General features: G+C 43.8%; 9 protein-coding genes. All 9 read left to right on the top strand.

What is annotated here, in order from left to right; all coding sequences use genetic code 11:
- Positions 1 to 431: 431 nt before the first annotated feature.
- The 9 genes from QTN94_RS05415 (at position 432) to rsmG (ending at position 12,460) form a co-directional block, all read left to right on the top strand.
- A complete protein-coding gene (locus QTN94_RS05415) occupies positions 432 to 644 on the top strand; it encodes a helix-turn-helix domain-containing protein (protein ID WP_000588506.1) in 213 nt (70 codons plus the stop codon).
- A gap of 21 nt (positions 645 to 665) precedes the next feature.
- Positions 666 to 3,791, top strand: a complete 3,126-nt coding sequence (locus QTN94_RS05410; protein WP_331427148.1) for a type I restriction endonuclease subunit R — start codon at positions 666 to 668, stop codon at positions 3,789 to 3,791.
- A gap of 28 nt (positions 3,792 to 3,819) precedes the next feature.
- Positions 3,820 to 5,451, top strand: coding sequence for an HsdM family class I SAM-dependent methyltransferase (locus QTN94_RS05405; RefSeq protein WP_331427147.1), 1,632 nt, complete (start codon positions 3,820 to 3,822; stop codon positions 5,449 to 5,451).
- Positions 5,444 to 6,655 carry a restriction endonuclease subunit S gene (locus tag QTN94_RS05400; protein WP_331427146.1) on the top strand — a complete coding sequence of 404 codons (1,212 nt, stop codon included), beginning with the start codon at positions 5,444 to 5,446 and terminating at the stop codon, positions 6,653 to 6,655. The genes QTN94_RS05405 and QTN94_RS05400 overlap by 8 nt, the downstream gene beginning before the upstream one ends.
- Positions 6,648 to 6,854 (top strand): DNA-binding protein, encoded by a 207-nt coding sequence (locus QTN94_RS05395; RefSeq protein ID WP_331427145.1) that lies wholly within the window; start codon positions 6,648 to 6,650, stop codon positions 6,852 to 6,854. Before QTN94_RS05400 ends, QTN94_RS05395 begins: the two co-directional genes overlap by 8 nt.
- Before the next feature lie 177 nt (positions 6,855 to 7,031).
- Positions 7,032 to 8,066: a virulence RhuM family protein gene (locus QTN94_RS05390; protein WP_029863508.1), complete on the top strand. Its 1,035-nt coding sequence runs from the start codon at positions 7,032 to 7,034 to the stop codon at positions 8,064 to 8,066.
- Between the two features lie 953 nt (positions 8,067 to 9,019).
- Positions 9,020 to 9,454: an FMN-binding protein MioC gene (gene mioC / locus QTN94_RS05385; RefSeq protein WP_138972871.1), complete on the top strand. Its 435-nt coding sequence runs from the start codon at positions 9,020 to 9,022 to the stop codon at positions 9,452 to 9,454.
- Between the two features lie 478 nt (positions 9,455 to 9,932).
- Positions 9,933 to 11,828 (top strand): tRNA uridine-5-carboxymethylaminomethyl(34) synthesis enzyme MnmG, encoded by a 1,896-nt coding sequence (gene mnmG, locus QTN94_RS05380; RefSeq protein ID WP_331427144.1) that lies wholly within the window; start codon positions 9,933 to 9,935, stop codon positions 11,826 to 11,828.
- A complete protein-coding gene (gene rsmG, locus QTN94_RS05375; protein WP_331427143.1) occupies positions 11,828 to 12,460 on the top strand; it encodes a 16S rRNA (guanine(527)-N(7))-methyltransferase RsmG in 633 nt (210 codons plus the stop codon). Before mnmG ends, rsmG begins: the two co-directional genes overlap by 1 nt.
- The last annotated feature ends 14 nt before the right edge of the window (positions 12,461 to 12,474 follow it).

The raw sequence follows: 12,474 nt of genomic DNA, 5'->3' as shown, positions 1-12,474 counted from the left end.
CGCAACACACAAAGCTCCTACTTAAATAAAGTTCGAGCGGTGAGCAACGCAAAGGCGCGCGGTGCTCAGGCCCATTTTGGGCAGTTTCGCGTGAAAAGAAGCCTGTCGAATTCATGATTTAGAATTACGGACGCAGATAATGAGGCGGTAATGGGATTAGGCGTTGCTTCAGCGTTATTCACCAAACCACAAAGCGCTATGCGTTAAGTAACCCGCTAATGCGTTAAGTTGCTCACCATAGTTAACGCATAGTGATTAGATCCTCACTTTCACTTGTGAAAGTGTGTTTTCAGCAATCCCTCCCTATAGACAAGCAACACCAGCTATATCTCCTCTCGAATAATTTCATTTCAACTCTAATTTTTAACCACTGGCTGGCATTTCTGTTATAGTTGCGCTTACGTTCAGAATGCCTGCATGGATAGGAACACATGATCAAATGCCACCTCGCCCGTTTGATGGGAGAGCGCAAATTAAGAATAGCGGATGTCATTCGTGAAACGGGTTTAAGCCGCAACACAGTGACACTTCTGTACAAAGAAACAGCACAAAAAGTGGACTTAGAAGCCATCGACAAGCTGTGCGTGCTATTTAATTGTCAAGTTGGTGAGCTCCTAGAACAGTCACCAGAGAATGATCAATAAAAACAATAACGAAGGACTGATATGAGCTTCACAGAAGATTCAAGAGTAAAAATACCAACGATCCTACATCTCATGCGTTTGGGTTATGAGTACCTATCCCTGAAAGGAACACACTGGGACAAGGATACAAATATCTTCCCGGAATTATTCTCCTCAGCGGTCAGCCGTATAAATCCTGACATGACCTCTGATGACGTTGCCCGTTTGCTCGAAGAAGTGAAACTCTCTCTGGATAACCAAGACTTAGGCCGAGCTTTTTTCAATAAGTTGAAGGCTCGATCTGGCACTAAGCTTATCGATTTCGAGAACTTTTCCAACAACAGCTTCCATGTCGTTACTGAGCTAACCTACAAGAACGGAGACGATGAATTTCGTCCTGACATTATCTTGTTAATCAACGGCATGCCGCTGGTGTTTATTGAGGTGAAAAAGCCTAACAACCGAGACGGTATCATCGCGGAAAGAGAACGCATCAATAAACGTTTTCAAAACCCGAAATTCAAGCGCTTTGCTAACATCACTCAGTTCATGATTTTTTCCAACAACATGGACTACGTCGATGGTGATCCAGAGCCAGTACAAGGTGCGTTTTACGCGAGCAGTTCATATGACAAGCCAGTGTTTAACTACTTTCGCGAAGAAGAAGTGTTAGATCTCACTGCACTTTTAAAACCACTGACTGATGAGCAAGAACTGGCAGTACTCAAAGACAACAACTTAGAAGTGATCCGCAGCAACCCGGAGTTTTTGAGCAACAAAGAGCCCAGCCGCCCAACCAACCGAATCTGTACCTCTTTACTCAGCAAAGAGCGTTTGTCCTTTGTTCTACGCTATGCATTGGTCTACGTATCAGAGAGTGATGGCCTGCAAAAACACATCATGCGCTACCCACAGATGTTTGCGACCAAAGCTATTGAGCGAAAGCTAAACGAAGGGGTTCGTAAAGGGATTATTTGGCATACCCAAGGAAGTGGTAAAACTGCGTTAACCTATTACAACGTTGGGTTCTTAACGGACTACTTCCAAAAACGAGAAATCATTCCAAAGTTCTATTTTATCGTCGATAGACTAGACTTGCTGCAACAAGCACAGCGAGAGTTCACTGCACGCGGCTTGATTGTTCATACCATAAACTCCCGTGAAGCGTTCACGCGTGACATCAAAGCCACACAAGTGATTCACAACCACTCAGGCAAAGCCGAAATAACCGTCGTCAACATTCAGAAGTTTAAAGATGACCCCGACGTTATTTCAACGCAAGACTATAACGTCACCATCCAACGTGTTTACTTCCTGGATGAAGTTCATCGCAGTTATAACCCGAAAGGTAGCTTTCTAGCCAACCTGACTCAGTCTGATACCAACGCTATCAAGATAGGCTTAACGGGTACGCCATTACTGGGTGAAGACTATAACTCACGAGTTCTTTTTGGCGATTACATTCACAAGTATTACTACAATGCTTCCATTGCCGACGGCTATACACTGCGCTTAATTCGTGAAGAGATCGCGACCAATTACAAAATGACGCTTCAGCAAGCGCTGGAAGAAGCTGAAGTAAAAATGGGCGATGTAGACCGCAAAGAAATATACGCACATCAAAGTTTTGTTGAGCCAATGCTGGACTACATCATTAGCGACTTTGAAAAGAGTCGCGGTACGCTAAATGACTCAACCATAGGCGGTATGATCATTTGCGATAGCTCAGACCAAGCAAAGAAAATGTTTGAGCTGTTTAATGCTGTGTACGCCTCAAAGCCCCTATTCAGCAGAGACAGCGCGGAACCTCAGCAAGCAACATCGGTAGCAGAACCGATCCCGACTTACGTTCAAACGGCAAGCATGGAGCCAGCCAAGCAAGCCCACAAAGTGAGCAATGCTGCGCTGATTTTGCATGATGTCGGCACAAAACAAGAACGCAAAGATTGGGTTGAAGATTTCAAAGCAGGAAAAATCGACTTACTGTTTGTTTACAACATGCTACTCACAGGCTTCGATGCTAAACGCTTGAAGAAACTCTACCTTGGCCGCGTGATCCGCAAACATAACTTGCTACAAGCACTGACACGCGTCAACCGCACATACAAAGACTTCCGTTATGGCTATGTAGTTGATTTCGCAGACATCCGCAAAGAGTTTGACGCAACTAACAAAGCTTACTTTGACGAATTACAGTCAGAGCTGGGCGACGAAATCGAAAGCTACTCCAAGCTATTCAAATCACAGGAAGAGATCAAACAAGAGATAGAACACATTAAAGATGTGTTGTTCCGCTTTGATATCGACAACATGGAGACCTTCTGTGATCAAATCAGCCAGATACAAGATAGAGAAACTGTCTTAGCTCTTAAAAATGCCCTAGCTGATGCACGAAGCCTGTATAACCTTATTCGCCTGCAAGGTGAATACGACTTTCTAGATGAGCTGGATTTTGCCAAGCTAAATGTGCTTTACCGCGAAACCAGCAATCATTTGGACTTACTCAACCTCAAGCAAGATCTTGAACAAGGCACAGACACCACACACCTGCTGCACCGAGCTTTAGAAGATGTCATCTTCAAGTTCGTTAAAATCGGTGAAGAAGAGCTGGTTTTGGCTGATCAGTTGAAAAACACTCTTCGTCAAACTCGTGAAGCTCTGGCAAGTAACTTTGACCAACAAGACCCGAAATTCATCAACTTAAAAGATGAACTAGAGCGATTGTTTAAGAAAAAGAATCTCAGTGAAGTAACACAAGATGAAATGGTCGCCAACATTGATGCGCTCAACAAAATTCACCAACGAGTGAAAGAGTTGAACCGACAGAATAACCAATTACGTCAGAAGTACCTAGGTGACACTAAATATGCGCGTCTGCACAAGCGTTTATACGAACGCCAGCAAGAACGACGCGACATTACAGACTCTGAAAGAAAGATTTTTGAGGCCCTACTCGGAGTCAAAGAAGACGCCGATAGCCAGGTACTCGACAACACGTCCGTTCTCGATAACGAAAGCTATTTTGAGCGGCATTTGCTACCAAAGGTTCATAACCGCTTTATCAAACAACAGAGCATTCCCTTGAATGCGGAAGCGGTTCGTTATGTAAACCACCTTGTCGTAACAGAATATTTAAAAGAATTTAATACAGGTAGCCAATCCTGGTAAGAACACCAACTAAGGCAGTACACAAACCATGGTCGAACTCGAATTTAGAGAAAAAACAAAAGCCCTTATCGATAGCCTGAAAAGCATCTGTGCAACCAATGGCTTAGGCAACAGTACCGGGGAGTTTGAGATCATCACTCAAGTCTTTTTGTATAAATTCCTGAACGATAAGTTCGCCTATGAAGCAAAGAAAATAGACGAAAAAATCGCCAGCGCGAAAAAATGGGAAGAAGCGCTGATTGAAATGAGTGAAGAGGATCTAGAGATGCTCCAGATCCAGATGGGCGGTGACACTGCTCGTCTCAAGCCACATCACTTCATCAGTCACTTGTTCAACCAACAAGACAAGCCTGGGTTTGCTCAGCTGTTTGATGATACTTTGATGGACATCGCCAGCACCAATAACGATGTGTTTGCGGTAATGACGGACACAGGCGAGAAAGTACAACTGTTTACCCGCATCAGCGAGAACGTGACCGTTTCCAAGCGTGATGCTTTCTGCAAAGCGATCATCAACAAACTGATTGAGTTCAGTTTTGAGCGTATCTTTAACCAAAAATTTGATTTCTACGCCACCATCTTTGAATACCTGATCAAAGACTACAACAGCAACTCAGGCGGCAAATATGCCGAGTACTACACCCCTCATGCGGTAGCACGCATTATGGCCGCAATTTTGGTGCCTGAAGATCAGCAAGGCACCGTGCGCAATGTGAGCTGTTATGACCCATCAGCGGGTTCTGGCACTCTGCTTATGAACGTCGCCCATGCTATCGGTGAAACGCGTTGTAGCATCTACACGCAGGATATTTCGAAGAAGTCATCAAACCTACTGCGTTTGAACCTGATTTTGAACAACTTGGTGCATTCAATTCCTAACGTGATTGAAGGCGACACTCTTCGTCATCCACACCACAAGGAAAATGGTGAGCTACGCAAATTTGATTACATTGTCTCTAACCCACCATTTAAGCTGGATTTCAGTGATTTTCGTGATGAGTTGGATAGCAAAGAAAACAAAGATCGCTTTTTTGCTGGCATTCCCAAAATCAAAGCCAAAGCCAAGGACAAAATGGAAATCTACCAATTGTTCTTGCAGCATATTATTTACTCATTAAAACCAGGTGGTAAAGCAGCGGTTGTGCTGCCAACAGGGTTTATTACCGCTCAATCTGGCATTGATAAAAAGATCCGACAGTACTTGGTTGATAACAAGATGCTGGCAGGTGTTGTCTCCATGCCATCCAATATCTTCGCGACCACAGGTACCAACGTCTCCATTCTGTTTATTGATGACAGCAACAAAGACAAAGTGGTGCTGGTTGATGCATCCAACCTGGGTCAAAAGGTCAAAGAAGGTAAGAATCAGAAAACGGTTCTGACACCAGAAGAAGAACAGCAAATCATTGATGTATTCAACAACAAGTGGACCGAAGAAGACTTCTCTGTTGCAGTCAGCTATGACGATATCACAGAGAAGAATTACAGCCTCAGTGCCGGACAATACTTCGAAGTTAAAATTGAATACGCAGATATTACCGCAGAGCAGTTTGCGGAAAAGATGCAAGGTTTTACTAGTAACTTGGATAGTTTATTTAGCCAATCTAGCGAATTGGAAGCGGAGATTAAAAATCAGTTATCAGGGTTAAAATATGAATAACCAATTTACTACGTATCGATTGGGTGAAGTCGCAGATATTATTGCAGGAGGAGATAAACCCAAAGTATTTAGTTTAGATAAAACTGAGCTAGCTTATGTGCCTGTACTTGCAAATGCAGAAAAGAGCAATGGCTTGTTGGGATACACAGATACTTCAAGAATTACTGAACCTGCCGTAACATTAGCAGCAAGGGGATCGAATGTAGGGTTTGTAGCGGTAAGAAAAGAACCTTTTTTCCCTGTTGTCAGATTATTATCTTTAATACCAGATAAAGAGCGTTTAGATGTAGATTATTTATTTTATAATCTAAAACAAAACCGCAAAAAAGGTACTGGGTCAGGACAACCGCAAATTACTATTCCTGATATTTCAGGCAAAACTATTTCAATGCCATCACTTAGTGAACAAAAAAAAGTAGCTAAAGTTCTTTCTACTCTGGATGAAAAAATCGAACTCAACAACCGTATTAATACTGAGCTAGAAGCGATTGCGAAAACGCTTTATGACTATTGGTTCGTGCAGTTTGATTTCCCAGATGCGAATGGAAAACCTTATAAATCTTCTGGCGGAAAGATGGTTTACAACGCAGTCCTGAAACGGGAGATACCTGAGGGTTGGAGCGATAAGACTCTCTCTCAGATAGCTAATATTACGATGGGTCAATCACCAGCGGGAAGTTCCTATAACGAAGAGGGTATTGGAACCATTTTTTATCAAGGTTCCACTGACTTTGGCTGGTTATTTCCCAGCACTCGACAATACACTACAGCTCCTAGCCGCATGGCAAAGAAAGGTGACATTTTATTAAGCGTTCGTGCACCTGTTGGCGATATGAATATTGCCAACACCGATTGTTGCATTGGTCGAGGCTTAGCTACATTAAACAGTAAAACTGGATCTGACGGCTTCCTATTTTATGTGATGAAGTATTTCAAACAGATTTTTGATCGCAGAAATTCAGAAGGCACAACATTCGGTTCGATTACAAAAAACGATTTGCATTCGCTGACATTAGCTCATCCAACCGCGGATTTGCTTGAAAAATATGATGAAGTTGTCACGAATTACAACAAAATGATATTTGAGCGAAGCCTCGAAAATCGTGAACTTGTAAGTCTTCGAGACTGGCTTCTACCAATGCTAATGAACGGCCAAGTAACGGTAAAACCAAGCACTGAATCAAAGGAGGCTCAGCATGGCTAAAGATCTCACTGAGTCTTTGCATGACAGACAAAACATCCTTAATAACCGTTACGCTCTTCAAAAAGCAGAGCAACACCTCGCATTAGGTGGTGTTCAGTTTAATAGTGAGGCGGTGTTCACTAAGCAACAAGTCATGGAATTGTTTGAAATCAGTGAACGTACAATTGAGCACTATTTATCCAGCCATGAAATGAATTAAAAACATTTAAAATTCATAGCATTACACCATGGTGCCGACATTGATGACGGTACCATAATCAGCGTTTGATGTCGGCGCTCCAACAGGATAGTGAGCAGCAATACACCATGATCGGCTCTGTAATCATCATGGTTTAAAGATGACAAAACTCATCAATAACGCAATAAGGTTAATTGAATGACAGATAACATCCCCCAAGCTCCGCATGGTGAATTTGTCCTGTTTACCAGTGGAGATGGCAAAACTCGCGTAGAGTGCCGCTTTGAGTCAGATACCTTGTGGCTTTCTCAAGCTGCAATGGCAGATCTTTACCAAGTGAGCTCACAGGCCATCACTCAGCATATCAAGGCTGTCTATTCTGAAGGGGAGCTTGAGCAAAATTCAACTTGTAAGGATTACTTACAAGTTCAATTAGAGGGTGGTCGAGAAGTAAAACGCAATATTCGACACTACAGTCTCCCGGTAATTCTTGCGGTAGGGTACCGAGTTCGCTCGACGCGTGGTACACAGTTTCGCCAATGGGCCACGCGATTGTTACAAGAGTATTTGATCAAAGGCTTCGTGATGGATGACGAGCGTTTGAAGAACCCGCCCGTTGGTCACTCTGCTGTGCCAGATTACTTTGACGAGATGCTGGAACGCATTCGCGATATCCGAGCCAGTGAGCGTCGTGTTTATCTGCGAGTCAAAGAAATCTTTACCATGGCAGCCGATTACGAGCCATCCAACCAAGAAACTAATCGCTTCTTTCAAACCATTCAGAACAAGCTGCATTATGCCTGTACGCACATGACGGCTGCTGAGCTGATTGCTAGCCGTGTGGATGCCAGTAAGCCAGATATGGGGCTAACCAGCTATAAAGGCGATGAAGTACGTAAGACCGATGTCACCATTGCTAAAAACTATCTGCGTGAAGACGAAATCAAAGAGCTTAACCGCATCGTCAATATGTGGCTCGACTTTGCCGAAGACCAGGCGTTACGCCGCAAACAAGTGTTCTTGCAAGACTGGGCCGATAAGCTTGACCAGTTTTTAAGTTTTAATGATAGAGACGTATTAAGCGGAGCAGGAAAAATCTCCAAGAAGGACGCGGATGATAAGGCGAGACTGGAGTTTGACCGCTTTGCCCAGCAACGCCGCCGTTTAAAAGAAGCCGAAGGCGCACTTGCTAATATTGCAGCCCTCAAGGCAATACTAAAAAAAGACAAATAGCGCGACTAACTCTGTTGAACCAGCCATGGTACCGACATCAATGTCGGTACCATCGTTCTCAGGTCTGTCATTTATCCAGCCAAAACACCACCTAAAAGCCACTTTGAGATTTCAACTGGCTATCTCACACAACTAGCACATCGAAAAGCAACCCAAAAGCGCTCTTGCTCGCAGCCAACCGCGTGCTGCCCCATGGGCTTTCACATGTGAAAGTACATCAGCCCTCATGCACTACAAATAGGCCAAATCCCACAATAATCTAGAAATTTACCAACACAATCCCATCAAAAAAATAATCGACGCTCAGGTCCCACAATGATTGGAGTACAACGCCCTACATCCCCGCCAAAACAATAAAGCAACGAAAATAATCCGTAGCAACGTCCCACAAAGATAGGTATCTGGAAAGCACAGGGATAGGTCCCAGGAGAGGAATCGCTAGCCATGCTTGCCAATCAGCGATGGGACTAGAGAAAAATTATGCGCTCAAAAAGGGCAATTACAGATGCGTAAGTAACAGTACGTTTGCGCTACCTTGAGCAAAACAAACAAGGAGCCAATATGACTGTATTAAATGAACATTCCGCCGCCTATCAATGATCTGAGTAGGTGATGATCACGCTCCCCCCTACAGGGAAGATTCACTTTGGTAAGGAAACGATCACCGCACCTTCCCCGCTAGAGAGTGGAAAACCTCTCTTGTTTGTCGTTACTGAAGAGAAAGATCGCGAAAGCTGATCCGTTTTCCCACCATTCCCACTTTTCCCATCCTGATCTATGATGGAAGTCATCTTGGGAAGTTAGTATTTGACCATAAATTGCAATTTGGTCCCCAATCGGTCCCCAAGACGTCGCGCGAGGCCAGTTATTATGGGAAACTTCTTTCTGTATCGGTAAATAACATCAAGCGCGGCTCCACCAGCCGCGTTTTTCGTCATTAAAAAGGAACATTCATGATCCATATTATTACAGGCAGCACGCTAGGTGGCGCAGAATACGTAGGTGACCACCTCAGTGATATCTTAGTTGAGAATGGTTTCGAAACTCAGGTCCATAACCAACCTGAGCTATCTGAGATAGAGAATCAAGGTACTTGGCTGATTATCACGTCGACTCATGGTGCGGGTGAATATCCAGATAATATCCGTCCATTTATTCAAGCGCTACAAGATACCCCACCTAAAATGAGTGAAGTGAAGTTTGCGACAATCGCGATTGGGGACTCAAGTTATGACACCTTCTGTGCCGCAGGTTTGCATGCCCACCAACTTCTTGAAGACATAGGCGCAACGGCTATTACTGATTGTTTAACCATCGATGTACTCAGTCATGATGTGCCTGAAGATGCAGCAGAAGAATGGCTGAATGAGCTAATTCCGCAACTGTAATCGCTAACAAAGTGGCCATTCTCAAGGCCACTTTTCCTATCTACTACTGCTTTGTGAATAACTTTTCTTACTTCCCCGTGTACTGCTTGCTCATATTTTAGCCACTCAGGCTGTGGATAAAGTTAGATCTATCCGGTGATTAACCTATAGTTATCCCAATAACAACTCAGATCCTTTTTTACCCCTGTGAATAACCATCATTTTTGATCCCAGCTAATCCTCGATCTGATCAAGGTAAGATCACATGATATGATCCAAAAAAGATCCATGATCTTGTTGATCATTTTTGAGTTATCCACAGAAGAGGCCGATCTTAATAATAGATCTAATAAAAGATCATATATATAGATCTTATATATATAAGTGATTTGCTCCTTTGTATGAAAAGAGTCAAAAGCATTTTCTCTCTCGTTGAAAGAAGGTAGAATAACGCTCTTTTTCTCTATCCAACTCTCTATTGAATATCTGAGGTCGGTTCATGCTTTATCACGAAAAATTTGACGTCATTGTTGTGGGTGGCGGTCACGCAGGAACGGAAGCCGCACTCGCATCTGCTCGTACTGGGCAAAAGACGCTTTTACTCACGCACAACATCGATACACTTGGCCAAATGTCATGTAACCCAGCGATTGGTGGCATCGGTAAAGGCCACTTAGTGAAAGAGGTTGATGCTATGGGTGGCCTAATGGCCGAAGCGATCGATCATGCGGGTATTCAATTTAGAACACTTAACGCATCTAAAGGCCCTGCGGTACGTGCAACTCGCGCTCAAGCAGACCGCGCGTTATACAAAGCGTACGTCCGTCGCACACTCGAAAATGCACCAAATTTGACGTTGTTCCAACAGTCGGTTGATGATCTGATCGTAGAACAGGATCAAGTGGTCGGTGTCGTGACACAAATGGGTCTTCGCTTTCAAGCCAAAGCGGTTGTGCTGACAGTAGGAACATTCCTCGGTGGTAAGATCCACATCGGTATGGAAAGTTCGTCAGGTGGTCGTGCTGGAGATCCACCATCGATCGCCCTTGCTGATCGTCTTCGTGAAATGCCATTCCGAGTAGACCGACTAAAAACGGGGACACCTCCACGTATTGATGCCCGTAGTGTCGATTTTTCAGAGTTAGAAGTTCAGCATGGTGATAACCCTGCGCCTGTTTTCTCATTCATGGGGAATCGCTCGCAGCATCCACGTCAGATCCCATGTTACATCACGCATACTAACGAACAGACGCACGACGTTATTCGTAATAACCTAGATCGCAGCCCAATGTACGCTGGTGTTATTGAAGGTATTGGACCTCGTTACTGCCCTTCAATTGAAGACAAAGTGATGCGTTTTGCCGATAAGAACAGCCACCAAATCTTTATCGAACCTGAAGGTCTTGATACTCATGAGTTGTATCCAAATGGTATTTCGACAAGTTTACCATTTGATGTTCAGGTACAAATTGTTCGTTCAATGAAAGGTTTTGAAAATGCTCATATCGTTCGCCCAGGCTACGCTATTGAGTATGATTTCTTTGACCCTCGTGATTTGAAACAGACTTACGAAACCAAATTTATTAATGGTTTGTTCTTTGCTGGCCAAATCAATGGTACGACAGGCTACGAAGAAGCGGCAGCACAAGGCTTGATGGCTGGTCTTAACGCGAGTTTGTACAGTCAGGACAAAGAAGGCTGGAGCCCTCGTCGTGATCAGGCATACATGGGCGTGCTTATTGACGACCTATCGACGATGGGAACGAAAGAACCTTACCGTATGTTCACTTCTCGTGCCGAATATCGTCTGCTATTGCGTGAAGATAACGCGGATTTACGTTTGACTGCCCAAGCTCGAGATTTAGGTTTAATTGATGATGTTCGTTGGGCTCGCTTCAACCAAAAAATCGACAATATGGAGGCAGAACGTCAGCGTCTAAAAGAGATTTGGATGAATCCTAATTCTACAGGTGTTGATGCTCTTAATGATCTTTTGAAAACACCAATGGCTCGTGAAGCGAGTGGTGAAGATCTTCTTCGTCGTCCAGAGATCAGTTATTCGCAACTGACAGAATTGGAAGCGTTCGCTCCGGCGCTTGAGGATCAACAAGCTGCTGAACAAGTGGAAATACAAGTTAAGTACGAAGGCTACATCAAACGTCAGCAAGAAGAGATTGAGAAATCTCTTCGTCATGAGCACACTAAGCTTCCTGTTGATCTTGATTACCGTTCTGTTAAAGGTTTATCTAATGAAGTTGTTGCTAAATTAAGCGAAGCCAAACCAGAAACCTTAGGCATTGCCTCTCGTATTTCTGGCATTACGCCTGCGGCAATTTCGATTTTGCTGGTTCATTTGAAAAAGCATGGCATGCTGAAAAAAGGTGAGGAAGAGTAATGTCTCAATTACGCACTCAACTCGACTCGCTAATCGCTCAAACGACGCTTGAAGTTTCAGAGCAGCAACGTGATCAACTCGTCGGCTACGTTGAAATGCTCAACAAGTGGAACAAAGCTTACAACCTAACATCTGTTCGAGATCCACAAGAGATGCTTATTAAGCATATAATGGACAGTATTGTTGTTAGTACTCACTTACAAGGTTGTTCCTTTATAGACGTAGGTACCGGCCCTGGTTTGCCTGGTATTCCTTTGTCGATAATGAACCCAGACAAACAATTCGTGCTACTTGATAGCCTTGGTAAGCGCATCCGCTTTATCAAGCAGGTTCTGCATGAACTTAAAATTGAAAATGTGACTCCGGTTCAAAGTCGAGTTGAAGAGTATCAACCTGAAGAGCTGTTTGATGCTGTACTGAGCCGAGCATTTGCATCGATGACCGATATGGTTGAGTGGTGTCATCATCTGCCAAAAACGGATGGCGGGTGTTTTCTTGCTCTGAAAGGACAATTACCACAGAGTGAGATTGAACAGCTACCTGAGTGGTGTTCTGTGACCGACATCAAAGCTTTGAGCGTTCCTCAATTGGAAGGTGAGCGTCATCTAGTAATCTTATCGCGCAAGGAATAAAAGCGAGGTTCATT

The sequence above is a fragment of the Vibrio sp. M250220 genome (assembly GCF_036533795.1).
Classification (GTDB): Bacteria; Pseudomonadota; Gammaproteobacteria; order Enterobacterales; family Vibrionaceae; genus Vibrio.
The sequence above is the reverse complement of the archived record's forward strand: the minus strand, read 5'-3'. Positions and strand labels throughout refer to the sequence as shown.